Below are 24508 nucleotides of genomic sequence, written 5' to 3'. Positions count from 1 at the left end.
ACTTTCCGCCCGGTTCACGTTCCACCCGGTCCACGTTCCACCCGGCCCACTTCCCACCCGGCTCACGCAAGGAGATCCATGGCCCAGCTCCTCACCCTCGGCGCGCGCACCTTCGCCGTCGAACCGGAGGACGACGCCCCGCCGCAGGCCGTCGACGGCGGCCTGCTGCTGCCTCCCGGACGCCTCGCCGTCCTGCACGGGCTCGGCGACGCCCTCTTCTACCGGCACGGACACAACTCCTGGAGCCCCTGCGGCTGGCGGCGGCTGTCGGAGCCGCCGCTGCGCATCGAGAGCGCCCAGCGGCGGCTGACCGCCGACGACACCACGTGGGACGACCCCGCCCGGCACCACTCCTCCGCCGTCGCCGCCCTCCAGGGCGCCGACGGGCAGGTCCTGCTGCTGGGCGCCCTCGGCCTGGACGTGCCACGGCTCACCGCCGACCGCGACACCCTCGCCGGCTGGTACGAGCACGCCGCGGCCCCCTGGTTCCTGGCGTACGGCGCCGAGGACGATGTCTTCGCCGCCTACGCCCGCCACCTGGGCGCCCGGCTGGGGCACAGCACCCGGCGCGCGGGCAACGTGTGGTGCAGCTGGTACGCCTACTACGAGAACATCACCGAGGAACAGCTCACCAAGGACATCGCGGCCCTGCGCGGCCTGCCCTTCGACGTCGTCCAGGTCGACGACGGCTGGGAGCGGATGGTGGGCGACTGGGAGGCCAACGACAAGTTCCCCTCCGGGATGCGGGGCCTGGCGGAGCGCATCACCGGCGCGGGGCTGCGCCCGGGGCTGTGGATCGCGCCCTTCATCGTGCTCCCCGGCTCCCGCACCGCCCGCGAGCACCCCGAACTGCTGCTGCGGGACGAGGACGGCCGGCCCGCGGTGGCCGGCCACAACTGGGGCAGCCCCTACTGGGCGCTCGACCTGACCCTGCCCGCGGCCCAGGACCACCTGCGCGGCAACATCCGCCGCGTCGTCAAGGAGTGGGGGTACACCTACCTCAAGCTGGACTTCCTCCAGGGCGCCACCACGCCAGGGCGGCACGCCGAGCCCATGGGCCGCGAGGAGGTCTTCCGCACCGGGCTGCGGATCATCCGCGAGGAGGCGGGGCCGGACGCGTACCTGCTGGCCAGCGGGGCGCCGCTGCTGCCCTCGCTCGGGCTGGCGGACGGGCTGCGCAGCGGTCCCGACGTCGCCCCGCTGTGGGAGCACTACGCCACCCAGGACCCCTCGGACGCGCTGGCGCGCAACGCCGTCGTCAACACGGTGCACCGGCTGTGGCAGTCGTCGCTGCTGGAGGTGGACCCGGACGTCGTGTACTTCCGCAGCCGGCTGAACCTCCTCACCGACCAGCAGCAGGGCCTGCTGCGCGACCTCGCCGACATCTGCGGGTTCCGGGCCGTCTCCGACCCGCCGGGGTGGCTCCACCCGGACGAACTCCAGGCCATGACACGGTACTTGCGGGCCCGCCCGGAGATCCGGAAGGTGGACCGCTACCGGTTCCTGCTCGACGGACGGGAGGTGGACTTCGCCCCGGTGGTGAACCCGGGCCAGGAGCAGCGCTACCCCATCGCCTGACCTCGGCCGAGGGCGTCCGGCGACCGCGTCCGGCGCACGCCGGAGTGCGGACGCGAGGGACCGGAGTTAGTAAACTGCCTAGCATTATCCAGCGGTGAGTACCGCGACCCACTGCAGGGAGCAGCACATGGCGACGACCGGTACGGACCCGGCCCGGATGCGCGAGATGAACCAGTTGACCATCGTGTGGGCCCTGCGCGGCAACCCGCCCTCGACGGTCACCGAACTCGCCGGCCGGACGGGTCTGTCCCGGCCCGCCGTGGACGTGCTGGTGCAGCAGCTGGTGGCCGAGGGCTGGGCCGAGGTCGAGGAGCCGGGGGCCAGCAGTACCGTCGGGCGGCCCGCCCGGCGGTACTGCTTCCGCGCCGACGCCGGGCATGTGCTCGGCATCGACATCGGCGTGCACAAGATCCTCGTCATGCTCAGCGACCTGGAGGGCAACCTCGTCCAGACGCTGCGCCGCCCGGCCGATCCGGAGGCCGGTCCCGACGAGCGGATGGCCACGGTCGACCGGTCCATCGACGAGGTGCTAAAGCGCGCCGGGATGACGGCGGCGGACATCTGGGCGGTCACCGTCGGCGTGACCGGGCCGGTCGACGCGAGCGGCCGCACGTCCCTGTTCACTCCCCTGCCGGGCTGGGACGAGGCCGATCCGGTGGCCCATCTCAGGGACCGCTTCGGCTGCCCCGTCCAGGTCGAGAACGACTGCAAGCTCGCCGCGGTCGCCGAGCGCTGGAAGGGTGTGGCGCAGGACGCCGACGACATCGTGTACATCCTGGCCGGCATCCGCACCGGTGCCGGGCTGATCATCGACGGGACGCTGCGCCGCGGGCACGGCGGGGCGGCGGGCGAGATCGGCGCGCTGAAGGCGGTGCGCTGGGTCAACGCGCCGGACCACCTCGCCAACTGCCCCGGGGTGCCCGCGTCGGCCGCGCAGGGCGAGGCGGCCGCCTGGGTGTTCCAGGCGGCGCGCACGGGCGACCGGGCCGCCAGGTCGGCGGTCCGGCGCTACGCCCGCGACCTCGCCGTCGGCGTTGCCGCGCTCACCCTCACGCTCGATCCGCAGGTCGTCGTCTTCGGCGGTGGCTTCTCCCGCTCGGCCGACGTCGTCCTGCCGCCGCTGCGGCAGGAGCTGACCAAGCACTGCCTGCGCCTTCCGGAGTTGCGCACCTCGACGCTGGGCGACGAGAGCGTGGCACTGGGGGCACTGCGGCTGGCCCTCGACGAGGTCGACGACCGACTGCTCAGCGGCCAGCTCGCGGCGCCCACCGCCCCGCGGGTCTAGTGCGTGTTTCGTGAGTACCGCCGGACCCGCCCTCCGGGCGGACGACGCTGCTTCCGGAACACGCCCTGGTGTCTCCTGTCGTTCCCTCCGCTCAGGCCAGGTCCAGCAGGACCGACAGCGTCTGGTGGAGCAGCCCTCCGGGGTCCTCGGGCAGGTCCGGGGAGCGCCAGGCGACGAAGCCGTCGGGACGGACCAGGACCGCGCCCTTCGGGGTGACTCCGTGGGCCTCGGCCCAGTCGCCTTCGGGCCGCATGTCGGCGCCGGGCGCGGTGCCCAGCCGGTAGGCGCGCAGCGGGATCGACAGGATCGCGGCGACCTGCTGCGCGGCCTCGTGCCAGGCGGGTGCGGTGGCGTCGCAGAGCAGCACCGGGGTGCGCTCGTACAGGTCGAGCGTGGAGAGCCGTTCGGGGCCGCGCCGCAGCCACAGGTGCGGGGCGCGGCTGCCCGGTTCCCCGGTCAGGCGGAGCTGCTCGGGGACGGCGGGGCCGTCGGGCGCGGCGCCGATCACCGCGCCGCGCGGATAGCGGTGGCCGAGGACGACGTTGAGGATGCCGCCCTGCCCGCGGCCGCCGCCGGCGCCCGGGGGCGGTGCGTCGTAGCCGGGGTGGCTGTGCTCGCCGGAGCGGTCGGCGGCGCGGGCGGCGGTGGCCTCGGCGACGGGGCGGCGCTCGGCGTCGTAGCTGTCCAGCAGGCCGGGGCCGGCCCAGCCGTTGAGGACGGCGGCGAGTTTCCAGGCGAGGTTGTGCGCGTCCTGGATGCCGGTGTTGGAGCCGAAGGCGCCGGTCGGTGACATCTCGTGGGCGGAGTCCCCGGCCAGGAGGACCCGGCCGGAGGCGTAGGCGCGGGCGACGCGCTGGGCGGCGTGCCAGGGCGCCCGGCCGGTGACCTGCACGTCGAGACCGGGGTCGCCGATCGCGCGGCGGATGTGGTCGGCGCAGCGCTCGTCGGTGAAGGACTCCAGGCTCTCGCCGCGCTCGGGGTGCCAGGGGGCGTGGAAGACCCACTGGGTGCGGTTGTCCACGGGGAGCAGTGCCCCGTCGGCCTCGGGCGAGGTCAGGTAGCAGACGATGAAGCGCCGGTCGCCGACGATCTCGGCGAGCCCGCGGGAGCGGAACGTGATGCTCACGTTGTGGAACAGGTCGCCGGGGCCCGACTGGGTGATGCCGAGGGATTCCCGGATCGGGCTGCGGGGGCCGTCGGCGGCGATCAGGTACTCGGCGCGCACGGTGGTGTGCTCGCCGGTGTCGCGGCTCTTGACCAGCGCGGTGACGCCGTCCGCGTCCTGCTCGTACGACATGAGTTCGGTGGCGAACCTCAGGTCGGCGCCGGGGAGTTGCCGGGCGTGTTCCAGCAGGACCGGTTCGAGGTCGTTCTGGCTGCACAGGCACCAGCCGCTGGGGCTGAACCGGGCCAGACCGCCGCCGGGGTCGATCTCCCGGAACAGCCACTCGCCGGCGTCGCCGACGAGGGTGGGCGCCTGGAGGATGCCGTGGTTGCCGGCGAGGACGGAGGCCGCGTCCTGGATCGCCCGCTCCACGCGGGCGACCCGGAAGAGTTCCATCGTGCGGACGTTGTTGCCGCGGCCCTTGGGGTGGGTCGAGGTGTGCTTGTGCTTCTCGACGAGGAGGTGCGGCACCCCCAGCCGGCCCAGGAAGACCGAGGCCGACAGCCCGACCAGGGAGCCGCCGACCACAAGGACCGGCACTTCGGTGTCAGCGCCTTTGCGCATGTCTGCCTTTCCTGTCGGGCGGCCGCGCGGCTCGCGCGGCCGCCGTACGTGACAACACGGCCCGTGCCGGGTGCCACCCCTGAGAGGGGCGGTATCCGGCGCCGTACCGGGGCACCGCACCGCCCCGGCCGACGGGCCGCCGGATGCGGCCCGGGAATCCGTCCCGACGCCGGCCACCGCGCCGGGTGGTGAGCCCTGACGTCCGCCGCCGACTCGGCCCCGTCCGGACCGGCGGCCGGCGCCGTGCCGAACCGCCCGAACCGTTGACCGCACCGCGTCGAGCCGCCCGCCCCACGACGACCGGCACCACGCCGAACCGTCCGGACCGACGACCGGCAGCGCGCCGGAAACGTGAGGACCGACGGCCGGCACCGCGCCGGGAACGTGGGGACCGACGGCCGGCGCCGTGCCGGGCGACCCCCGGTGGCGGGGGCGTCGTGGTGGGGCCGGGTGCCACCCGGGTGGTCCGGTGCGGGGCCGGGCCGACCGGGGCGGGACCCGGCTCTGCATGCATGCCCCGGCGGGCGGCTCGTCGGCGGGGATTCACTCGGTTGATCGGCCGGAATCGCGCGCGGGCGGCGCGCGGCACACGATCGAGCGCACAGCCTCCGTATCCGCCCCTGCCGCGCGGCCGCCCGCCGGCCGCTTACGGCCGCGGGGCGTGGCACACACCGCTGCCCCCGAAGAAAGGGTGTTCCTCCGATGACAGCCTCCCCCGCCGTGTCCACGGCTCCGAACCGGGTCAGCACGTCGGCGTTCGACGGCTCCCGGCTGCGGGTCGTGCTGATGCTCGACATCCACGACGGCGCCCAGCAGGAGTTCCTCGCCGCCTACGAGCGCATGTGCGACGCGGTCGCGTCGGTCTCGGGGCACCTCAGCGACCAGCTCTGCCAGTCCATCGAGAACCCCTCCCAGTGGCTGATCACCAGCGAGTGGGAGAGCGCCCCGCCGTTCCTGGCCTGGGTCAACAGCGAGGAGCACATCGAGACGGTGAAGCCGCTGCACAGCTGTGTACGGGACACGCGTTCGATGCGCTACAGCATCCTGCGCGAGACCACGCACGACGGCTCCGGCATCCGCGTGGAGACCCTCCAGGCCGCCCCCCGGGTCGGCGACGGCGTCGTACGGCACGCGCTGACGTTCACCGTGAAGCCGGGCAGTGAGCCGGAGGTGGCCCGGCACCTGTCGGAGTACGCCTCCCCCAGCCCCCAGGTGGACGAGAAGACCCGGCTGCACCGCACCTCCCTGTTCATGCACGGCAACCGGATCGTGCGGGCGGTGGAGGTGGAGGGCGACCTGATGGCCGCGCTGCGCCACGTGTCCCGGCAGCCGGAGGTGCGGGCGGTGGAGGAGGCCATCAACCCGTACCTGGAGCAGGAACGCGACATGAAGGACCCGCAGTCGGCGCGGATCTTCTTCACCCGTGCCGCGCTGCCCGCCGTCCACCACGTCGCCGCCGGTCCGGACGCGGGCTCGGCGCGGCGCGAGGGCCTGTTCCTGCCGGCCCGCCCGGGCTGCGGCATGCGGCTCGCGCAGCTGCTGGCGGAGCAGGACCAGCGGGCCGCCGACGACCCGCGCAGCCCGGTGCTCGGCGCCGCCGTCTACCAGCGCGACGACATCGTCGTACGCGTGGTGGACGTGGCCGGCGACCCGGACGCCGAGCCGGCCGCGGTGCTGGGCCTGGCCGAGCCGTCGGCCCGGGCGGAGGTGCTCCAGCTCCTGGACACCGCCGCGCTGGACGCGCCGGACGCCCTCGGCGACGAGCGGGCCCTGGCCGAGCTGCTGACCCGGGCCCGGATGCGGCCGCTGACCGACCGCACCTCCGAGCCCCGCTGACCGCGCCGCCCGGACCCGCACCCGATCCCTTCCGCGAGACCACGGAGCACCACATGAGCCAACAGCACGTCCGCATCGTCGACCTGGCCGAGACCCCGCACAACACCCGCCGGGGAGGTGACCTGCGCGCCATGCTCACCCCCACCGCGGTCGGCGCGACCAGCGGTTTCATGGGGCTGGCCACCGTCGCGCCGGGCGAGAGGATCGGCGAGCACTACCACCCGTACTCCGAGGAGTTCGTGTACGTCGTCGCCGGGGAGCTGGAGGTGGACCTGGACGGCGAGCCGCATCCGCTCCGCCCGGACCAGGGCCTGATGATCCCGGCGTACATGCGTCACCGCTTCCGCAACGTGGGCCGCGTCGAGGCGCGTCTGGTGTTCCACCTGGGTCCGCTGGCGCCGAGCCCGGAGCTGGGGCACGTCGACACCGAGGAGACCCCGGAGGCCGCGGCCGCCGGGGAGCACGAGCGACCGGTGGGGGCGGCCTCATGAGCCGCCGGGTCGCGGTCACCGGCATAGGCGTCGTCGCCCCCGGCGGTATCGGGGTCCCCGCCTTCTGGGACCTGCTGTCGCACGGGCGCACGGCCACGCGGGGCATCACCTTCTTCGACCCCGCCGGGCTGCGCTCCCGGATCGCCGCCGAGTGCGACTTCGACCCGGCCGCGCACGGCCTGGACCCGCGCACCGTCGCACGCAACGACCGCTATGTGCAGTTCGCGCTGGCGGCGAGCGCGGAGGCGGTGCGGGACGCGGGACTCGACGGGCCGCCGGACGACCCGTGGCGCTTCGGCGTGAGCCTGGGCACCGCGGTGGGCGGCACCACCCGGCTGGAGCACGACTACGTGCTGGTCAGCGAGAAGGGCGCCCGCTGGGACGTCGACCACCAGCGGGCCGAGCCGCATCTGCACCGCGCGTTCGCGCCCAGCACGCTGGCCTCCGCGGTGGCCGAGGTGTTCGGCGCGCGGGGCCCGGTACAGACGGTGTCGACGGGCTGCACCTCCGGTCTGGACGCGGTGGGCTACGCGGTGCACGCGATAGCCGAGGGCCGGATGGACGCCTGTCTGGCCGGCGCCTCCGACTCGCCGATCTCCCCCATCACCATGGCCTGCTTCGACGCCATCAAGGCCACCTCCCCGAACAACGACGACCCGGCGCACGCCTCCCGCCCCTTCGACGCCGACCGGGACGGCTTCGTGATGGGCGAGGGCTGCGCGGTGCTGGTCCTGGAGGAGCTGGAGTCGGCCCGGGCGCGCGGGGCGGAGGTGTACTGCGAGATCTCCGGCTACGCCACCTACGGCAACGCCTACCACATGACGGGCCTGACCAAGGAGGGCCTGGAGATGTCCCGGGCCATCGACACCGCGCTGGCCCAGGCCCGGCTGGCCCCGGAGGACATCGACTACGTCAACGCGCACGGCTCGGGCACCAAGCAGAACGACCGGCACGAGACCGCCGCCGTCAAGCGCTCCCTGGGCGAGCACGCGTACGCCACCCCGATGAGCTCCATCAAGTCGATGGTGGGCCACTCGCTGGGCGCGATCGGCTCCATCGAGGTCGCCGCGTGCGTGCTGGCCATGGCCCACCAGGTCGTGCCGCCCACCGCGAACTACACCACCCCGGACCCCGAGTGCGACCTGGACTACGTGCCGCGCGCGGCCCGCGAGCGGCGGCTGCGGGGGGTGCTGTCCGTCGGCAGCGGCTTCGGCGGCTTCCAGTCCGCGGTCGTGCTGACCCGACCGACCGGGAGGACACCATGACAGCAGGCGACAAGCGACGTGCCGTCGTCACCGGCATCGGGGTCGTCGCCCCCACGGGCGTCGGCGTCGAGGCCTACTGGAAGGCGACCGCCGAGGGCGCCTGCGCGCTCGACGCGATCTCCCGGGAGGGCTGCGAGAACTTCCCCATGCGGGTGGCCGGCGAGGTCCGCGGCTTCGACCCGCAGGCCATGGTCGAGGACACCTTCCTGGTGCAGACCGACCGGTTCAGCCACTTCGCGATGGCCGCCGCCCAACTGGCCCTGGCCGACGCCCGCCTCGGCCGCGGCGACCTCACCGACCCGTTCTCGGTGGGCGTGGTCACCGCGGCCGGCTCCGGCGGCGGCGAGTTCGGCCAGCGCGAGTTGCAGAAGCTGTGGGGCAACGGGCCCAAGCACGTGGGCCCGTACCAGTCGATCGCCTGGTTCTACGCGGCCAGCACCGGCCAGATCTCCATCCGCGGCGGGTTCAAGGGCCCCTGCGGGGTCGTCGCGAGCGACGAGGCGGGCGGTCTGGACGCGCTGGCGCACGGCGACCGCGAGGTCCGCCGGGGCACCGACACGCTGGTCGTCGGGGCGGCCGAGGCACCGCTCGCCCCGTACTCGATGGCCTGCCAGCTCGGGTACGCCGAGCTGAGCCGGGAGAGCGAACCCGACCGCGCCTACCGGCCGTTCACCCCCTCCGCCTGCGGTTTCGTGCCCGCCGAGGGCGGTGCCGTGCTGCTCCTTGAGGAGGCGGGCACCGCCCGGGAGCGCGGCGCGGACCTGCGGGCGACGGTCGCCGGGCACGCGGCCACCTTCACCGGGGCCTCCCAGTGGGAGAAGTCCCGCGAGGGGCTCGCGCACGCCATCGAGGGCGCCCTCGCCCGGGCGGGCTGCCGCCCGGGGGACGTGGATGTCGTCTTCGCCGACGCCCTCGGCACCCCCGAGGCGGACCGTGCGGAGGCGCTGGCGCTGGCCGACGCGCTCGGCCCGCACGCCCGCCGGGTGCCGGTGACCGCCCCCAAGACCGGTACCGGACGGGCCTACTGCGGCTCGGCGGTGCTGGACGCGGCGGCGGCCGTGCTCGCCATGGAGCACGGCCTGGTGCCGCCCACCCCGAACGTCTTCGACGTCTGCCACGACCTGGACCTCGTCGCCGGCCGTGCCCGGCCGGCCGAGCTGCGCACCGCGCTGGTGCTCAGCCGGGGACTGATGGGGTCCAACTCGGCGCTCGTGCTGCGGCATGGCGCCACCGGTTCCGACGAGTGAAGGAGTCAGACAGCATGACCGAACAGACGACACTGAAGGTGACCGTGGGCGAGCTGGCGGCGCTGATGAAGCAGACCGCCGGCGTCGCGGTCGACCCCGCCGAGCTGGAGCGGCGTGTCGACGCCGGCTTCGACGCCTTCGGCCTGGACTCCCTGGGCCTGCTGGGCATCGTGGGCGAGCTGGAGAAGCGCTACGGGCTCGCGCTGCCGGAGGACGCCGAGAAGTGCAAGTCCCCGGCGGACTTCCTGAAGATGGTCAACGGCTCGCTCGCGGCGGGGGTGTGACATGGCCGGGCACACCGAGAACGAGGTGACGATCGCGGCGCCGTTCGACCTGGTCTGGGACATGACCAACGATCTGGCGAACTGGCCCGACCTGTTCAGCGAGTACGCGGCCGTGGAGATCATGGAGCGTGACGGCGACCGGACCCGGTTCCGGCTCACCATGCACCCCGACGAGAACGGCACGGTGTGGAGCTGGGTCTCCGAGCGCACCGTCGACCGCGCCGCGCGCACGGTGCGGGCCCGCCGCGTCGAGCCAGGCCCGTTCCAGTACATGGACATCCGCTGGGAGTACGAGGAGACGCCGGACGGCACCCGGATGCACTGGACGCAGGACTTCGCCATGAAGCCCGAGGCGCCGGTGGACGACGCGGGGATGACCGCCCGGATCAACACCAACTCGCGCATCCAGCTCGACCTGATCCGCGACCGGATCGAGCAGGCCGCCCGCTCGCGCCAGCCCGCTGCGGCACGGGCCGAGTGAGACGGCCGAACGCACACCGGGAAGGGAAGAGAGAGCCTGTGCACCACACGATGATCGTCGCGAAGATGAAGCCGGGCGCGGCCCCGGACATCGCGAAGGTGTTCGCCGAGTCCGACCGGGGCGAACTGCCGCACCTGGTGGGCGTCAAGAGCCGCAGCCTGTTCCAGTTCGGTGAGGTGTACCTGCACCTCATCGAGAGCGAGCGGGACCCGGGCCCGGCGATCGCCAAGCTCGCCGAGCACCCGGAGTTCCGGGGCATCAGCGACCGCCTCGAGGCGTACGTCATGCCGTACGACCCCGAGACGTGGCGCGGCCCCAAGGACGCGATGGCCCAGCGGTTCTACCACTGGGAGCGCGACGCGGAGCGGGACGGAGCGGCGGCCGCCACCACCGGCTGACGGACCCGCACCCCCACGAAGGCCGTCGGCCCCCGCCTCGTCGAGGCGGGGGCCGGCGGCCTTCACGCGTCCCGTGCTCCCGGACTCACTCGGGGACGCGGCACTCGAAGGCGTGCAGATACGGGTTGACGGGGCGGACGGTGTCGATGATCAGGCCCGCCGCGTCCAGCCGCTCGGTCAGGCTCCGCTCGGTGTGCTTGGCACCGCCCACGTTGAGCAGGAGCAGCAGGTCCATGGCGCTGGTGAACGGCATCGACTGGGTGTCGTCGACGAGGTTCTCGATCGCCACCACCCGGGCGCCGGGCCGGGCCACCGCGCGGATGTTGGCCAGGGTGCGGCGGGTGCTGTCGTCGTCCCACTCCAGGACGTTCTTGATGACGTAGACGTCGGCGTGGACGGGGATGTCCTCGCGGCAGTCGCCGGGCACGGTGCGGGCCCGGTCGGCGAGCGCGCCGCCGGGGCGCAGCCGGGCGTCGGCCCGCTCCACCACCTTGGGCAGGTCCAGCAGGACGCCGCGCACGTCCGGGTACTTCTCCAGCAGACAGGCCAGCACATGGCCCTGGCCGCCGCCGATGTCGACGACCGACTCGGCGCCGGTGAGGTCCAGGGCGGCCGCCACGTCCCGCGCGGACTGCTCGCTGGAGCGGGTCATGGCGCGGTTGAAGACGGTGGCGGAGGCGGGCGCGTCCTCGTTGAGGTACTGGAAGAAGCCCTTGCCGTAGAGGCCCTCGACGACGTTGCCGCCGGTGCGGACGGCCTCGTCGAGCAGCGGCCACACCTCCCAGGTCCAGGGCTCGGTGCACCACAGGACGACGTCCTTCAGGCTGTGCTCGTCGTCCTCGCGCAGCAGCAGCGACAGCTCCGTGTGGGTGAAGGTGCCGTCGACGCGTTCGGCGAAGACGTCCTGGCAGGCCAGGGCGCGCAACAGCCGTCGCAGCGGCCCGGGTTCGGCCCCGACGGAGCGGGCCAGCTCCTCGGCGGTGGCGGGGGCGGGGCCGAGCGCGTCGGCCACGCCGAGCCGGACGGCGGCGCGCAGCGCGGCGGAGCGGGCGGCGCCGAAGGCGAGCCCGCGCAGGCGCATCGGGGCGGGGACACCGCTCTTCGCCGGTCCCTCATCGGTGCCCGTGACCGGCGTGCCGGAGCCGGTCTCGACGGTCGTCATCGACGGCCTCCCGCGGGCCCCTCGGCGGGCAGCGTGCGGTTGCCGCACAGGGCGGCGGGCTCGGAGGTCCCGCAGGTGTTGTCGCGGAAGGTGTTGTTCTTGGGGGTGTCCCGGTTGGCGAGGTCGGCGGGGCCGTTGTCGCGCAGCTTGTTGTCCTCGATGAGGTTGTTCTCGTTGAGTGCGCCCACGAAGCTCTTGAACAGCACGATGCCGCCGGACATCGGGGAGGTGCCCTTGTTGTCCTCGACAGTGTTGCGGACGACGTGGACCTTCTCCGCGCCGGTCAGGACGATGCCGGAGCCCTGGAGGACCGGCAGCCGGTCGGTGGCGGCACAGCGCTTGTTGTTGTGGTGGACGTGGTTGAGCCGGACGGTGAGGTCGCCGACGCGGGGCTTGTTCTCGTCGCCGACGACGAACATGCCGGCGCAGTTGGCGGTGATGTCGTTGGCCTCGACCATCAGGTTGCGCAGCCGCCGTACGGTGAGGCCGATGCGGTTGCCGGACAGGTCGTTGCCGCGGACCAGGGCGCCCTTGGCGTCGGTGGCGCCGCCCTCGGTGTCGACGGTGTTGGCCAGGAAGATCCCGGCGTCGCCGTTGGCGCGGGCGGTGTTGTCGACGAAGCGGCCCTCGGTGGAGCGCTCCTGGGCGATGCCCCAGGTGCCGTTCTTCTCGGCGGTCACGTGGTGGACGACCAGCTCGTCGGTGCGGCTGGCCCACACGCCGTTCTTCTTGAACCCGCGCACCGTCAGGTCGCTGATCCGGACGTCCTCCAGCGGGTGGGCGGCGGTGCCCTGGACGCAGATGCCGTTGCCCGCGGCGGCGCAGGCGTTCGCGGCGCGGGCCTTGGTGGTGGCGGGGACGAGCACGGTGCGGTCACCGGCGCCGCGCACGGTGACGCCGGACTTCTTGACCTGGATGCTCTCCCGGTAGGTGCCGGGGCCGAGGTACACGGTGTCGCCCGGCTGGGCGGCGTCGAGGGCCCGCTGGACGGACTCCCCCGCGTCCACCCGGAGGACGGCGCCGGCGGCGTGGGCCTGGGGCGCCCCCCAGGTGAGGCCGAGGACGGCGGAGGTGGCGGCGGACAGCGCGAGGACACGCAGTTGAGGTTTCGTCATAGGACGAAGTTATGGTCGGTATGACCGGTTTCGCCATATAGGCGCGCGTTCGTGTCACCCGAGCGTGCCGCGTCTGTCACTGCGCGTGATATCCGCTGGTCAGTCCCGTCACTCCTGTCAGCCTGTCGCTCCTGTCTCCTGTCTCCTGTCACTCCTGTTCAGTCCTGTCGATCCTCCGGGAGGGCCGTGTCGTCCTCGATCGTGTGCATCGCCGCCTCCTCGGCGCCGGCGGCGCCGCCGTCGATGCCTTCGTCCTCGGCGACGAGTTCCTTGGTGGTGTCCGTGTGGGCGCCCTGGTCGGGGGCAACGAGGCGGCCGGAGCGGGCGTCGCCCGCCTCGGGGTCGACGGGTTCGCCGTCGGTGTCGGCGGTGTCGCCGATGCCGTCGCCGGGCGGGGGTGTCACGTCCGGGACCTCCTGGGAGAGGCGTTCGTCGAGCGTCTCGCCCTCGTGCTGTTCCTCGGCGGTCGTGCCGGTCTTGGTGACGCCGAGGGGTTTCTCGGGGGGTGAGTAGCCCTCGTCGAGCGTGTCGTCGTAGGTACGCTCGCCGACGGCGTCCTCCATGTCCAGAGGGCTGGCGTCCTCCTGCTCCTCATTGCTGCCGGTGGGCTGGTAGACGTCGTCTCCCATGGGGTCGGCGGGCATCGGGGTCTCCTCTCCGGGGGTGCACTGTGACCCGTGTTTCCGTGATCGGCAGCGGTAACCCTCCGGGGTGCGCACCAGGCTTTTCCTCGCCCCCGCCGCCCCTACCCGTCCCGTCCCCGGGGGCAAGCCCCCGGACCCCCAAAAGATGCGCAGTTCCCCGCGCCCCTGACAGGGGCGCGGGGAACTGCGCAACGGGGTCCAAGGGGCGGAGCCCCTTGACAGGATGGGAAGGGCAGGGGCGGCGGGGGCGGGGAAAGCCCCCGGCCGTCACGCGTTCGGGTTGAAGGGGACCCCCGCCGGGAGGGCCTTCTCCAGGTGGGAGGCGAAGTTGCCGTCCTTCAGGCCGAAGTTCGCGCTGCCGAAGTCCGCCGCGCTCAGCTTCTCCCGCAACCCGGCCGGGTAACCGTCCCACCCCACGAGCGCCGGATACTGCCAGACATGCTCATGGTTCTCCGGCGGCTCGTCGTTCGCCGTCGCCGGCCGGAAGCAGTGCGTCCCGATCCCGTCCTTGTGGTACACCACCTTCGGATGCGTCCCCTCCCACCGCATCTGATCGGCCGCGTAGATGTCGAAGTTCCCGTGCGCGGAGGTCGCCACGTACTTCGCCTCACCCCCCTGCACCCACACCACCACATGCTCCCAGTCGTGCCGGTGCCCCCCGAGCGAGATCCCGGGCAGCGCCTGGTCCTTCTCGAAGTAGCTCCCGTAAAGGATCGCGCACCACCCGTTGTCGCACTTCTCCCGGGAGTACCCGTTGGTGTTCTCCAGGTCGGAGGCGTCCCGGCAGTTCCCGTTGAGCGCCCCGGTCGGCTTGAGACCGGGATTGAGCGTGCCGTCGGGCCCGATCGCGGGTGTGGCGTAGCAGCCGTCGGTGTCGTAGTCGTAGGCCGGCTGGAAGGTCCGCTCCAGCGTGTCCGCATTGGCGGGCAGCGCGGCCGGCGGGGCGGCGAACGCGACGCCGGACGCGGCCACGACCAGCGTGACGGCGGCGCCGAGGGTGAGGGATGCTCTGCGGATCCGGATGCGCGAGCGGGTCTTCACGTCTCCTCCTGGGAGCCACGGGCGCACGGCAGGGGCCATGGGCACACGACATGGGTACGCGGCACGGGTACACGGCATGGATTGACATGCCCAAGTCACCCTTCCGGTACGCGCGGAACAGGGAGCGGAACGTGAACGGGGCGCGGATGACGGCCCGGTGAAGCCTCGGCGAAACCGGCGGCAGGCGGACACCCCCTTCCGGCGGCGGCCCCCGGCTGACAGACTTCCGAGGGTGTTCGACTTCGACATGATCGTCATCGGATCCGGCCCCGGCGGCCAGAAGGCCGCCATCGCCGCGGCCAAACTGGGCCGCACGGTCGCCGTGATCGACCGTCCCGACCGGCTCGGCGGGGTCTCCCTGCACACCGGCACCATCCCCTCCAAGACCCTGCGCGAGGCCGTGCTCTACCTCACCGGCCTCACCCAGCGCGATCTGTACGGCCAGAGCTACCGGCTGAAGGAGAACATCACCGTCACCGACCTCACCGCCCGCACCGAGCACGTTGTGGGCCGCGAAGTCGACGTCATCCGCAGCCAGTTGTCCCGCAACCATGTCTCACTACTGGCCGGCACCGCCCGGTTCGAGGACGAGCACACCGTCGCCCTGGAGGAACCCGACGGCGACGGACGGGTGCTCACCGCCGAGCACATCGTCATCGCCACCGGCACCCGCCCGGCCCGCCCCGCGAGCGTCGAGTTCGACGGGCGGACGATCCTGGACTCCGACAACGTGCTGCATCTGGAGCGGGTGCCGCGGTCCATGGTCATCGTCGGCGCGGGCGTCATAGGCATGGAGTACGCCTCCATGTTCGCCGCCCTCGGCAGCAAGGTCACCGTCGTCGAACAGCGGCCGGGCATGCTGGACTTCTGCGACGCGGAGGTCGTGGAGTCGCTCAAGTACCACCTGCGGGACCTCGCGGTCACCTTCCGCTTCGGGGAGACCGTGAGCGCGGTCGAGCGCCACACCAACGGCACGCTCACGGTGCTGGCGAGCGGCAAGAAGATCCCCGCCGACGCGGTGATGTACTCGGCGGGACGGCAGGGCCTGACCGACGGACTGGCCCTGGAGAAGGCGGGGTTGACCGCCGACAGGCGCGGCCGGATCACCGTCGACGAGCACTACCGCACCTCGGTGCCGCACATCTACGCCGTCGGGGACGTCATCGGCTTCCCCGCACTCGCGGCGACCTCCATGGAGCAGGGCCGGGCGGCGGCTTACCACGCCTGCGGGGAGCCGGTGCACCCGATGCACGACCTCCAGCCCATCGGCATCTACACCATCCCCGAGATCAGCTTCATCGGGCGCACCGAGGCGCAGCTCACCGACGACTGCGTGCCGTTCGAGGTGGGCATGTCCCGCTACCGGGAGCTGGCCCGGGGGCAGATCATCGGTGACTCGCACGGCATGCTGAAGCTGCTCGTCTCCCCGCAGGACCGCAAGCTGCTCGGGGTGCACTGCTTCGGCACCGGCGCGACCGAGCTCATCCACATCGGGCAGACGGTGATGGGCTGCGGCGGCACGGTGGACTATCTCGTCGACGCGGTCTTCAACTACCCGACGCTCGCCGAGTCGTACAAGGTGGCCGCGCTGGACGCCACCAACCGGATCCGGCAGATCGACCGCCTGGAGGGCTGAGCGGCGGGGGCCACGGCGACGTAAGGGAGGGTGCGGGCAGGCCGCCCGCACCCCGCCCGCCCGCCGGAGGTACCGCGTCCGTGACGACCCTCGACCCCGCCGCCCCGCCCGGGCCCCGGCGGCGCACCCCGCAACCGCCGCCGGAGCGCCGGCGCCCGCGGCTCGACTCCTCCCTCGGCCTGGTGCTGCTGCTGTTGCCGGCGGTCGTGCTCCAGGGCCCGGTCCGGCGGGCGCTGGGCGCGCCGGTGATGCAGAGCTGGATGACCGTGTTCGTGGCGGTGGTCGTCCAGGCACTGCCCTTCCTCGTCCTCGGGGTGCTGCTGTCGGCCGCGCTCGCGGTGTTCGTGCCGCCGTCGTTCTTCGTCCGCGCGCTGCCCTCCCGGCCCGCCCTCGCGGTGCCGGTGGCCGGGATGGCGGGGGCGGTGCTGCCCGGCTGCGAGTGCGCCTCCGTGCCGGTGGCCGGGGCGCTGGTGCGGCGCGGGGTGGCGCCGTCGGCGGCGCTGGCGTTCCTGCTGTCGGCGCCGGCCGTCAACCCGATCGTGCTGACCGCCACCGCGGTCGCCTTCCCGGGCCACCCGGAGATGGTGGCCGCCAGGTTCGGGGCGAGTCTGCTGGTGGCGTGCGCGATGGGCTGGCTGTGGCAGCGGCTGGGCCGCGCCGACTGGCTGCGCCCGCCCCGTCCGCCGGCCGGTGACCGGAGCAGGGGCGAGGCGTTCTGGGACTCCGTACGGCACGACGTGGTGCACGCCGGCGGGTTCCTGGTACTGGGCGCGACGGCCGCCGCGACCCTGAAGGCGGTGGTGCCGGCCGGGTGGCTGGAGGGCGCGGCCGGTGAGCCCGCGGTGGCGGTGCTCGCGCTCGCGGTGCTGGCGGTGCTGCTGTCGATCTGCTCGGAGGCGGACGCCTTCGTGGCCGCCTCGCTGTCGCAGTTCTCGCTCACCGCGCGGCTGGTGTTCCTGGTCGTCGGGCCGATGATCGACCTGAAGCTGTTCGCCATGCAGGCGGGCACGTTCGGCCGCGGGTTCGCGCTGCGGTTCGCGCCGGCGACGTTCGTCCTGGCCGTGGTGGTGCCCGTGGCGGTGGGGACGGTGCTCTGGTGAACCGGCACGCACAGGCGGTCGTCCTGTTCCTGACCGGCACGGCCCTGCTGCACGCCGGGCTGACGGACCTGTATCTGCGGTACGTCAAGGCCGGGCTGCGCCCACTGCTGCTCGCGGCCGGTGCCGTCCTGATCGTCACCGCGGCGGCCACCGCCTGGTACGACCTGCGGCGGGCCCGGGCCGCCCGCCGGGACCGCGCGGAGCGGGGGCAAGCGGGACACGTCCACCGCGAGCCGTGGGTCTCCTGGCTGCTGGTGCTGCCGCTGCTCGCGCTGATCCTGGTCGCCCCGCCCGCCCTCGGCTCCTACAGCGCGATGCGCACCGGTACGGCCCTTCAGGCGCCGTTCGGTCTTCCTCCGCTGCCCGCCGGGGACCCGGTCCCGCTGGACCTCGTCGACTACGCGGGCCGGGCGGCGTACGGGCACGGCCGCACCCTGGGCGACCGGAAGGTCCGGATCACCGGATTCGTCGCGCTCGACGGTGCCGGACGGCCGTATCTGGTGCGGATGGCGCTGAGTTGCTGCGCCGCCGACGCGCAACCGGTGAAGGTGGGACTGAGCGGGCGGGTGCCTCCCGTACTGCAACCCGACAGCTGGCTGACGGTGGTCGGCACCTACACGCCGACGCACACCCAGGATCCCGTCAACGGCGGGAAGATCCCCTTTCTCGACGTGAGCCTCGCCACAGTCGTGCCCGTGCCGCACGATCCGTACGACGAGAGCTGGAACACCTGAGAAGGGGTCCCGAACACGTTCCGCCCACGTCCCGAGCGTGCCCCGGGCGTCCCTCGGACGCGCTCGCGCCCGGTCCCGCCCCAGCTGCCCCACTGCTCACGGAGCGTAAGGCAACCATTCACTCGTTCGATTCGTATATCCACGTGGAAGCGGCGCCGACCCCCGGTCACGGGGCGCGTCCGGAGCACCACCGACCGCTTTCGCGAGGATCATCGAGCGAGGAGAAACGATGCAGCTGTTCGCCCTCAACTACGCCGTCCCTGTGAAGGAGTTCGAGGTCAGCGCTCCGTACACCTACGACTCCGCGTTGCAGTTGAACGTGTTGGCCAACGGCCGGATCGCCGCTCACGACGCCGCGCTGATGCGCGAACTGGGGGCGACGACCTCGACGGCCGGGTCCAAGACCCACTTCGACGACTGAACACGGGGCGCGACGATGACGGTGCTGATCCTCACCGGCGAGGAGGACGTGACGGCGGATCTGGTGGTGGCCGAACTCCATGCCGCGGGGACTCCGGTGGTCCGGCTCGATCCGGCCGATCTGCCGGGGACGGTGGCCCTCTCGGGGGAGTACGTGCACGGCGGTTTCCGCGGTCATCTCTCCGTCGGCGGGCGGCTGGTGAGCATGGACGGGCTGAGATCGGTCTGGGTGCGCAGACCGGGGACGCCCGGGGCCCGGTCCGGCCGGCCGTCCGACTGGCTGAGCGAGGAGTCCGGGCAGGCCCTGTACGGCATGCTGCGCAGCGCCGACGTCCGCTGGATGAACCATCCGGACGCGGCCCGCCGCGCCCGCTACAAGCCCTGGCAGCTGCGGCTGGCGCAGCGCGGCGGGCTGCCGGTGCCGGCCACGCTGATCACCACGTTCCCGCAGGCCGCCCGTGACTTCGCCACGCGCTACCCGGACCTGGTGGTCAAGCCGGTCTCGGGCACGCACCCGCGGCACCCGCCCCGCGCGGTGCCCACCAGCAGGGTCGCCCCGGGAACGGACTTCACGGCGGTCGCCCACGGGCCGACGCTGCTTCAGCGGCGCGTCGCCAAGCGCGCCGACATCCGGCTGACCGCCGTCGGCGACCGGATCCTCGCCGCCCGCAAGGAGGTCTCCCCCGACGCCGGTCCTGACGAGGTCGACGTCCGCTTCGCCCGCTCCGACACCCCCTGGAAGCCGGTGGAGGCGCCGCCGAGGGTCGCCGGGGCCGTACGCGCCTATCTGCGCGAGGCGGAACTCGCCTACGGGGCCTTCGACTTCGCCGAGGACGCCGACGGCATCTGGTGGTTCCTGGAGTGCAACCAGTCCGGCCAGTTCGGCTTCGTCGAGGCGGAGACGGGGCAGCCGATCGCCCGTACGGTGGCGCGGTGGCTGGCCTGCCGGGACGGCACCGGCCCGGAGGACGGGGACGGCGGCCGGTCCGCCGCCCCGCGCCTCGCCCAGTGACGGAAGGCGTCACTCAGTGACGGGAGGACAGATACGCCTCCACACCGGGCGCCTCGTGTGCGTCCTCCTCGTTCACCAGACCGCCCACCGCATCCGCGTCCGGCTCGAGCACATACGTCTCCAGGCTCGCCGGGCGCGTCTCGTCGGAGAAGTCCTGCGGGGTGCCGAGCCCGGTGTCGAGGTGCTTCTGCGTGTGGTGCGCCGCCACCACGTCCGCCCGGTCCAGGCTGCCCGCCTCGCACGCCTTCTTCAGGTCCGCGCCGATGAGTTGGGCGGCGTTGTAGCCGGAGAGCACGCCCGAGTCGACGACGGAACCCGGGTACTTCTTCCCGTACGCCTTCACCATGCGCTCGACCCCGGGGATACCGGCGCTGACGGCGGGGGCCGCGCTGACGACGTGCAGCATGCCTTCCAGCGCCTTCGCGGCGGGGGTCTTGAGGAGTTGGGGCGCGAAGCCGGGGGCGCTGCTGACGATCGGCACCTTCAGGCCGCGGGCGGCGGCGACGCCCGCGAGCGAGGCGGTCTGGGCGGGGCCCGCGCTGATCAGCACGGCCTTGACGCCCTCCTTGCGCAGGGCGGTGACCTGGGCGGACAGATCGGTGTCGGTGGCCTTGATCTTCTGCCCGACCACCTTCATCCCGGCCCTCTTCGCCGCCCAGGTGGAGCCCTCCAGGGCGTTGGCGCCGTAGTCGCCCTCGAAGTAGACGTGGCCGATGGTGTCGCCCCGGCCGAGCTTCTTGGTGCGGGTGAGGTAGTCGACGGCGGCGAGCATGTCGATGTCGTAGGTGGTGCCGAGGACCTGGACGGCGTCGTTGCCGAGCAGGGCGGCCGACCAGGCCTGCGGGAAGGTGAGCATGTGGTCGCGCTGGAGGTCGTCGAGCAGGGCGGCGACCACCGGGGAACCGACCACCTGCGGCAGTGCGACGACGGACGAGGAGAGGTCGGCGTAGGCGCTGACGGCCTTCTGGACGTCGTAGCCGTGGTCCTTGACGGTGATGAGGATCCTGCGGCCGCAGATGCCGCCGTCGGCGTTGGTCTCGTCCGCCCACAGCTGCTGGGCCTGCACGATGCTCTTGCCGAGGGTGGCGTACGGGCCGGACAGGTCGGTGAGGGCGCCGAGCCGGATGACGGTGTCGCTGACGCCTGGTCCGGTGCGGACGCCGTCGGCACCTTCACCGTCGCCGCTCGACGAACCGGCCGACTTGGAGCTGCACGCGGTGCCGGCCAGCAGGACGGCCGCCAGGGCGGCGGCGAGGGCGAGCCGGCGGGTGCGGCGCGGGGCGCGCCGGGTGCGCGGGGTGTACGGGGTGTACGGGGCGTTCACGAGGTGGGCTCCTTGGTTCGGGCGGCGGAGGTCGGCGGACGGGGTACCGGCGGGCCGGTGCCCGCGCGGGTGCGGCGGGACCGGAGCCGGGCGGCGGCGCGGCGCAGTCGGGCGGCCGCTCGGTGCGGGCCCTCGGGGGCGTACAGCAGGACGAGGACGACGGCGGCGCCGTAGAGGTAGCGGGAGGCCTCGGTGGGCCCGATGGCTCCCGCCGCGGTGCCGGGGGTGACGACGAACGGGATGTGGTCGGCGTACCGGGCCATCAGCAGCGGCAGCGCGGTCACGAAGCAGGCCCCGGCGGTGGCGCCCGCCACGGACCCGAGCCCGCCGATGACGATCATGGCGAGGTAGTCGACGGAGAGCGCGAGCCCGAAGTAGTCGGGCACGACCCGGCGGAAGGCGAGCGCGAGCAGTACTCCGGCGAGGCCCGCGTACATCGAGGAGACGACGAAGGCCGCCGAGCGGTGCCGGGCGACGGCCACGCCGAGCACCGCCGCCGCCCGCTCGCTGTCGCGCAGCGCCACCAGCGCCCGGCCGGGGCGGCCGCGCAGCAGGTTCCGCGCGCTCCACCAGGTGCCGGCGAACAGTGCCAGCCCCAGGTACCACAGCCGCTCCTCCGCGCCGAACGGCACGCCGAGGACGACGAGTTCGGGGTCGTAGGCGGTGAACGCGAACCCGCCGACGGCCATCGGCGGCACCGAGCGCCCGTTGAAGCCGCCGGTGACGGTGTCGGCGGCGAGCAGCAGATGGTGGCCGAGGAAGACCAGCGCGAGGGTGGCGACGCCGAGGTAGATCCCGCGCACCCGCCCCGCCACGGGGCTGAACAGCAGCCCGGCGAGCCCGGCGAGCAGGACGGCGAGGACGAGGGCGAGCGACGGCGGCAGCCCGGGACCGGGCTCGCCGGCCAGCCAGACGTAGCCGTAGGCGCCGACGGCGAGGAAGAAGGCGTGGCCCAGGGAGAGCTGGCCCGCGGTGCCGGTGAGCAGGGACAGGCCGACGGCGCCGATGGCGGCCGCCATGCAGAACAGTCCGGTGCGCAGCCAGAAGGCGTCCAGGTAGAAGGGGAGCGCGCAGAGCAGCAGGGGCGCGGCGACGAGGAGGACGGTGCGGGACGGAAGCGGACGGCGGCCCCGCGGTGCGGAGGGCTCAGACACGGACGGCCCCCTTCCCGCCGAACAGCCCGGTGGGCCGTATCAGGAGGACGACGACCATCACCGCGTACGGCGCCACGTCGGCGAACCCCTCGCCGAGGACGTGCAGTTGGCTCTGGTAACCGGTGACGAGGGCCTCGGTCAGCCCGATCAGGGCGCTGCCGGCGAGGGCGCCGCCCGGGGAGGCCATGCCGCCGAGGACCGCGGCCGGGAACGCCGTCAGCGCGATCTGCCCGGTGGTGCGCTCCAGGCCGGGTGCCGGGAAGGCGGCGAGGAAGACGGCGGCGAGCGCGGCGAGCGCCCCGGCCAGGCACCAGGCGAGGGTACGGACGCGGGCGAGCCGGATGCCCATGAGGGCGGCCGCCTCGGTGTCCTCGGCCGCCGCGCGCAGCGACAGCCCCCAGGGGGTGAACCGGAACAGGGCGAACACCGCGCCGATGACGAGTGCCGACACCGCGAGGGCGGCGAGCCGGCTGTCGGCGACGGTGACCGGGCCGAGGGCGGTGACCGCGTCGCCCCAGGGGTCCCCGAGGGAGAGCAGATCGCCGCCGATGCGCCGGGTCAGCTCGGTGGCCAGCAGGATGTCGACGCCGAGGGTGGCGATGGTGCGCACATGGGCGGTGTGCGGACCGGTGCCCTCCTGACGCGGCAGCAGCCGGTCGACGGCGCCGGCCGTCAGGGCGGTCGCGACGACGGCGACCGCGAGGGCGCCGGCGAAGCCGAGGGAGGTGTGGAGCACGGCGGTGAGGTAGCCGCCGAGCAGCAGCAGCGAGCCGTGCGCGAAGTTGAGGACGCCGGAGGCCTTGAAGACGATGACGAAACCGAGGGCGACCAGGGCGTGGACGGCGCCGAGGGCGAGTCCGCCGAGCGCGATGTCGAGCAGTTCGGTCATGCCGCCTCCTCCCCCGCGCCGCCGAGGTAGGCGCGGAGCACCTCGGGGTGGCGGCGGACCTCGTCGGGGGTGCCGTGGGCGAGGGGCCGGCCGAAGTCGAGGACGGTGACCTCGTCGGCGAGCCGCATCACCAGGCCCATGTCGTGCTCGACGAGCAGGACGGACAGACCGAGCGCGGCCCGGACCGCGGCGACGACGTCGGCGGTGCGGGCCCGTTCGGCGGGGTTCATGCCGGCCACGGGTTCGTCGAGGAGCAGGACGCGGGGCTCCAGGCAGAGGGCGCGGGCGAGTTCGACGCGTTTGCGGTCGCCGTAGGAGAGGTGGGCGACGGGGGCGTCGAAGTGCGGCCCCAGGCCCACGAGTTCGGCGAGTTCCCGGGCCCGCTCCCGGTGCGCGCGCTCCTCGCGCCGGGCGGCGGGCAGCCGCAGCGCGGTGGCGGTGTACCCGGCGCGGGTCAGCGCGTGCCGGCCGAGCATGAGGTTGTCGGCGACGGTGGTCCCGGTGGTGACGAGGTTCTGGAACGTGCGCGCCAGGCCGAGCGCGGCGATCCGGTGCGGGGCGAGCCGGGTGAGTTCCGTGTCGCCGAGCAGTACCCGCCCGGCGTCCGGCCGGCACAGTCCCGACAGAACGTCGAAGCAGGTCGACTTCCCGGCCCCGTTGGGCCCGATCAGCGCGTGCACGGTGCCCGGCGCGACGGTGAGGGAGACCCCGTCGAGCGCGGTCAGCCCGGCGAACCGCACGGTGACGTCGCTCAGGCGGAGCGGCGGGGGCGGACCGGGGGCCCGGGTGGCCGCCGGCCGGCCGCGGTGGTGGACGCTCACGCGGCCCCCTGCCCGCCGGCCGCGGCATCCGGGGTTCCGTCCGCCGGCTCCCCCAGGTAGAGGCGGCGTACGGCGTCGGTGCGGGCCAGCTCGTCGGCGGAACCGGAGAGGCGGACCTCGCCCACCTCCAGGACGTACGCGTGGTCGGCGAGGGCCAGCGCCATGCCGACGTTCTGCTCGACCAGCAGTACGGAGGTGCCCTGGGCGTGGATGGTGCGCAGGACGTCGGCGATGCGCTCCACCATGCGGGGGGCGAGGCCGAGGGAGGGTTCGTCGAGCAGGAGCAGACGGGGGCGGGCCATCAGCGCGCGGCCGATGGCGAGCATCTGCTGCTCGCCGCCGGAGAGCAGGCCGGCGGCCTGTCCGCCGCGTTCGGCCAGCCGGGGGAAGAGGGTCAGGACGCGGTCGCGGGCCGCGCGGGCGGCGGCGGGGCTTCGGCGGCCGAGGGCGCCGGCGCGGAGGTTCTCGTCGACGGTGAGCCCGGCGAACACCCTTCGTCCCTCCGGGACTTGGACGACTCCGGCGCGGACGGCGGCGACCGGGTCGCGGCCGTCGAGCACGGTGTCGCCGTAACGGATGCGGCCGGTGGTGAGGGCGCCGCGGTGGTGGCGGAGCGTGCCGGAGACCGCGCGCAGCAGGGTCGTCTTGCCGGCGCCGTTGGCGCCGAGCAGGGCGACGATGCCGTGCGGCGGGACGGTCAGGGTGACCGCCCGCAAGGCGGAGACGGTGCGGCCGTAGGTGACGTCCAGGTTCTCGATGTGCAGTGCGGGTGCGGGTGCGGGTGACGGGGGTGGTGCGGGCATCGCGGCTCCTCGGGAGGGGAGCGTTCACGACAGCACGGGTGGGGAGGGGTGGACAGGGC

At 73.6% G+C, this 24508-nt stretch carries 24 protein-coding genes; 14 read left to right on the top strand and 10 right to left on the bottom strand.

Going from position 1 to position 24508, the window contains the following annotated elements; translation table 11 throughout:
- Positions 1-78 precede the first annotated feature (78 nt).
- Both IO29_RS00120 and IO29_RS00115 read left to right on the top strand, forming a co-directional pair.
- On the top strand, positions 79-1578 hold the full coding sequence (locus IO29_RS00120) for a glycoside hydrolase family 36 protein (RefSeq protein ID WP_030381151.1): 1500 nt from the start codon (positions 79-81) through the stop codon (positions 1576-1578).
- A gap of 127 nt (positions 1579-1705) precedes the next feature.
- Complete coding sequence (locus IO29_RS00115) at positions 1706-2863, top strand: ROK family transcriptional regulator (RefSeq protein WP_030381150.1); 1158 nt, start codon at positions 1706-1708, stop codon at positions 2861-2863.
- A gap of 91 nt (positions 2864-2954) precedes the next feature.
- Here IO29_RS00115 and IO29_RS00110 read toward each other — a convergent pair whose 3' ends face one another.
- On the bottom strand, positions 2955-4592 hold the full coding sequence (locus IO29_RS00110; RefSeq protein ID WP_030381149.1) for an FAD-dependent oxidoreductase: 1638 nt from the start codon (positions 4590-4592) through the stop codon (positions 2955-2957).
- Positions 4593-5294: 702 nt separating this feature from the next.
- On the opposite strand from IO29_RS00110, the gene IO29_RS00105 reads away from it, so the two are divergent.
- Genes IO29_RS00105 through IO29_RS00075 form a run of 7 tightly spaced genes read left to right on the top strand, consistent with a single transcriptional unit; the run spans position 5295 to position 10594 of the window.
- Positions 5295-6428 carry a SchA/CurD-like domain-containing protein gene (locus IO29_RS00105; protein WP_051707833.1) on the top strand — a complete coding sequence of 378 codons (1134 nt, stop codon included), beginning with the start codon at positions 5295-5297 and terminating at the stop codon, positions 6426-6428.
- Between the two features lie 53 nt (positions 6429-6481).
- Entirely contained in the window at positions 6482-6919 is a 438-nt protein-coding gene (locus IO29_RS00100) for a cupin domain-containing protein (RefSeq protein ID WP_030381147.1), read from the top strand.
- Positions 6916-8184 carry a beta-ketoacyl-[acyl-carrier-protein] synthase family protein gene (locus IO29_RS00095; RefSeq protein ID WP_030381146.1) on the top strand — a complete coding sequence of 423 codons (1269 nt, stop codon included), beginning with the start codon at positions 6916-6918 and terminating at the stop codon, positions 8182-8184. Before IO29_RS00100 ends, IO29_RS00095 begins: the two co-directional genes overlap by 4 nt.
- Positions 8181-9431 (top strand): beta-ketoacyl synthase N-terminal-like domain-containing protein, encoded by a 1251-nt coding sequence (locus IO29_RS00090; RefSeq protein WP_030381145.1) that lies wholly within the window; start codon positions 8181-8183, stop codon positions 9429-9431. Before IO29_RS00095 ends, IO29_RS00090 begins: the two co-directional genes overlap by 4 nt.
- Positions 9432-9445: 14 nt before the next feature.
- Positions 9446-9715, top strand: coding sequence for an acyl carrier protein (locus IO29_RS00085; protein WP_030381144.1), 270 nt, complete (start codon positions 9446-9448; stop codon positions 9713-9715).
- Between the two features lies 1 nt (position 9716).
- Positions 9717-10196, top strand: coding sequence for an SRPBCC family protein (locus IO29_RS00080; protein WP_030381143.1), 480 nt, complete (start codon positions 9717-9719; stop codon positions 10194-10196).
- A 38-nt stretch (positions 10197-10234) separates the two neighbouring features.
- Positions 10235-10594 (top strand): TcmI family type II polyketide cyclase, encoded by a 360-nt coding sequence (locus tag IO29_RS00075; protein ID WP_030381142.1) that lies wholly within the window; start codon positions 10235-10237, stop codon positions 10592-10594.
- Between the two features lie 85 nt (positions 10595-10679).
- Here the strand turns inward: IO29_RS00075 and IO29_RS00070 are convergent, their stop codons facing one another.
- The 4 genes from IO29_RS00070 to IO29_RS00055 all read right to left on the bottom strand — a co-directional run bounded on the left by IO29_RS00070 (position 10680) and on the right by IO29_RS00055 (position 14595).
- Positions 10680-11756: a methyltransferase gene (locus IO29_RS00070; protein ID WP_051707832.1), complete on the bottom strand. Its 1077-nt coding sequence runs from the start codon at positions 11754-11756 to the stop codon at positions 10680-10682.
- The gene (locus IO29_RS00065; protein ID WP_030381140.1) at positions 11753-12871 is read right to left on the bottom strand and encodes a right-handed parallel beta-helix repeat-containing protein; all 1119 of its coding nucleotides are present in this window, start codon (positions 12869-12871) and stop codon (positions 11753-11755) included. The genes IO29_RS00070 and IO29_RS00065 overlap by 4 nt, the downstream gene beginning before the upstream one ends.
- Positions 12872-13029: 158 nt before the next feature.
- On the bottom strand, positions 13030-13515 hold the full coding sequence (locus IO29_RS00060) for a DUF5709 domain-containing protein (RefSeq protein ID WP_030381139.1): 486 nt from the start codon (positions 13513-13515) through the stop codon (positions 13030-13032).
- Positions 13516-13782: 267 nt separating this feature from the next.
- Complete coding sequence (locus IO29_RS00055) at positions 13783-14595, bottom strand: NPP1 family protein (protein ID WP_051707831.1); 813 nt, start codon at positions 14593-14595, stop codon at positions 13783-13785.
- 208 nt (positions 14596-14803) lie between these two features.
- Here IO29_RS00055 and sthA point away from each other — a divergent pair, with 208 nt between their 5' ends.
- From sthA to tgmB, 5 genes are all read left to right on the top strand, one after another.
- A complete protein-coding gene (gene sthA, locus IO29_RS00050; protein WP_420705391.1) occupies positions 14804-16192 on the top strand; it encodes a Si-specific NAD(P)(+) transhydrogenase in 1389 nt (462 codons plus the stop codon).
- 80 nt (positions 16193-16272) lie between these two features.
- A complete protein-coding gene (locus tag IO29_RS00045) occupies positions 16273-17292 on the top strand; it encodes a permease (RefSeq protein ID WP_030381136.1) in 1020 nt (339 codons plus the stop codon).
- Positions 17289-18026 carry a TIGR03943 family putative permease subunit gene (locus IO29_RS00040; RefSeq protein WP_030381135.1) on the top strand — a complete coding sequence of 246 codons (738 nt, stop codon included), beginning with the start codon at positions 17289-17291 and terminating at the stop codon, positions 18024-18026. Before IO29_RS00045 ends, IO29_RS00040 begins: the two co-directional genes overlap by 4 nt.
- Positions 18027-18255: 229 nt before the next feature.
- Positions 18256-18447 (top strand): putative ATP-grasp-modified RiPP, encoded by a 192-nt coding sequence (gene tgmA, locus IO29_RS00035; protein WP_030381134.1) that lies wholly within the window; start codon positions 18256-18258, stop codon positions 18445-18447.
- 15 nt (positions 18448-18462) lie between these two features.
- Positions 18463-19458 (top strand): ATP-grasp ribosomal peptide maturase, encoded by a 996-nt coding sequence (tgmB, locus tag IO29_RS00030; protein ID WP_051707830.1) that lies wholly within the window; start codon positions 18463-18465, stop codon positions 19456-19458.
- Positions 19459-19471: 13 nt separating this feature from the next.
- Here tgmB and IO29_RS00025 read toward each other — a convergent pair whose 3' ends face one another.
- The 5 genes from IO29_RS00025 to IO29_RS00005 are packed head-to-tail and all read right to left on the bottom strand — an operon-like array spanning position 19472 to position 24449.
- The gene (locus tag IO29_RS00025) at positions 19472-20782 is read right to left on the bottom strand and encodes an ABC transporter substrate-binding protein (RefSeq protein ID WP_030381132.1); all 1311 of its coding nucleotides are present in this window, start codon (positions 20780-20782) and stop codon (positions 19472-19474) included.
- Positions 20779-21936: a branched-chain amino acid ABC transporter permease gene (locus IO29_RS00020; protein WP_030381131.1), complete on the bottom strand. Its 1158-nt coding sequence runs from the start codon at positions 21934-21936 to the stop codon at positions 20779-20781. The genes IO29_RS00025 and IO29_RS00020 overlap by 4 nt, the downstream gene beginning before the upstream one ends.
- Positions 21929-22825, bottom strand: a complete 897-nt coding sequence (locus IO29_RS00015) for a branched-chain amino acid ABC transporter permease (RefSeq protein ID WP_030381130.1) — start codon at positions 22823-22825, stop codon at positions 21929-21931. The genes IO29_RS00020 and IO29_RS00015 overlap by 8 nt, the downstream gene beginning before the upstream one ends.
- Positions 22822-23646 (bottom strand): ABC transporter ATP-binding protein, encoded by an 825-nt coding sequence (locus IO29_RS00010; RefSeq protein WP_030381129.1) that lies wholly within the window; start codon positions 23644-23646, stop codon positions 22822-22824. Before IO29_RS00010 ends, IO29_RS00015 begins: the two co-directional genes overlap by 4 nt.
- A complete protein-coding gene (locus IO29_RS00005) occupies positions 23643-24449 on the bottom strand; it encodes an ABC transporter ATP-binding protein (RefSeq protein ID WP_030381128.1) in 807 nt (268 codons plus the stop codon). Before IO29_RS00005 ends, IO29_RS00010 begins: the two co-directional genes overlap by 4 nt.
- Between the last annotated feature and the right edge of the window lie 59 nt (positions 24450-24508).

The sequence above is a fragment of the Streptomyces sp. NRRL F-6676 genome, assembly GCF_000725625.1.
Classification (GTDB): domain Bacteria; phylum Actinomycetota; class Actinomycetes; order Streptomycetales; family Streptomycetaceae; genus Streptomyces.
This window is presented reverse-complemented; position numbering and strand designations above follow the sequence as displayed.

Bases quoted from the DNA above. Each gene is read 5' to 3' on its own strand.
- IO29_RS00120 (WP_030381151.1), top strand. From the start codon at position 79: ATGGCCCAGCTCCTCACCCTCGGCGCGCGCACCTTCGCCGTCGAACCG.
- IO29_RS00115 (WP_030381150.1), top strand. From the start codon at position 1,706: ATGGCGACGACCGGTACGGACCCGGCCCGGATGCGCGAGATGAACCAG.
- IO29_RS00110 (WP_030381149.1), bottom strand. From the start codon at position 4,592: ATGCGCAAAGGCGCTGACACCGAAGTGCCGGTCCTTGTGGTCGGCGGC.
- IO29_RS00105 (WP_051707833.1), top strand. From the start codon at position 5,295: ATGACAGCCTCCCCCGCCGTGTCCACGGCTCCGAACCGGGTCAGCACG.
- IO29_RS00100 (WP_030381147.1), top strand. From the start codon at position 6,482: ATGAGCCAACAGCACGTCCGCATCGTCGACCTGGCCGAGACCCCGCAC.
- IO29_RS00095 (WP_030381146.1), top strand. From the start codon at position 6,916: ATGAGCCGCCGGGTCGCGGTCACCGGCATAGGCGTCGTCGCCCCCGGC.
- IO29_RS00090 (WP_030381145.1), top strand. From the start codon at position 8,181: ATGACAGCAGGCGACAAGCGACGTGCCGTCGTCACCGGCATCGGGGTC.
- IO29_RS00085 (WP_030381144.1), top strand. From the start codon at position 9,446: ATGACCGAACAGACGACACTGAAGGTGACCGTGGGCGAGCTGGCGGCG.
- IO29_RS00080 (WP_030381143.1), top strand. From the start codon at position 9,717: ATGGCCGGGCACACCGAGAACGAGGTGACGATCGCGGCGCCGTTCGAC.
- IO29_RS00070 (WP_051707832.1), bottom strand. From the start codon at position 11,756: ATGACGACCGTCGAGACCGGCTCCGGCACGCCGGTCACGGGCACCGAT.
- IO29_RS00065 (WP_030381140.1), bottom strand. From the start codon at position 12,871: ATGACGAAACCTCAACTGCGTGTCCTCGCGCTGTCCGCCGCCACCTCC.
- IO29_RS00060 (WP_030381139.1), bottom strand. From the start codon at position 13,515: ATGCCCGCCGACCCCATGGGAGACGACGTCTACCAGCCCACCGGCAGC.
- IO29_RS00055 (WP_051707831.1), bottom strand. From the start codon at position 14,595: ATGGCCCCTGCCGTGCGCCCGTGGCTCCCAGGAGGAGACGTGAAGACC.
- sthA (WP_420705391.1), top strand. From the start codon at position 14,804: ATGATCGTCATCGGATCCGGCCCCGGCGGCCAGAAGGCCGCCATCGCC.
- tgmA (WP_030381134.1), top strand. From the start codon at position 18,256: ATGCAGCTGTTCGCCCTCAACTACGCCGTCCCTGTGAAGGAGTTCGAG.
- tgmB (WP_051707830.1), top strand. From the start codon at position 18,463: ATGACGGTGCTGATCCTCACCGGCGAGGAGGACGTGACGGCGGATCTG.
- IO29_RS00015 (WP_030381130.1), bottom strand. From the start codon at position 22,825: ATGACCGAACTGCTCGACATCGCGCTCGGCGGACTCGCCCTCGGCGCC.
- IO29_RS00005 (WP_030381128.1), bottom strand. From the start codon at position 24,449: ATGCCCGCACCACCCCCGTCACCCGCACCCGCACCCGCACTGCACATC.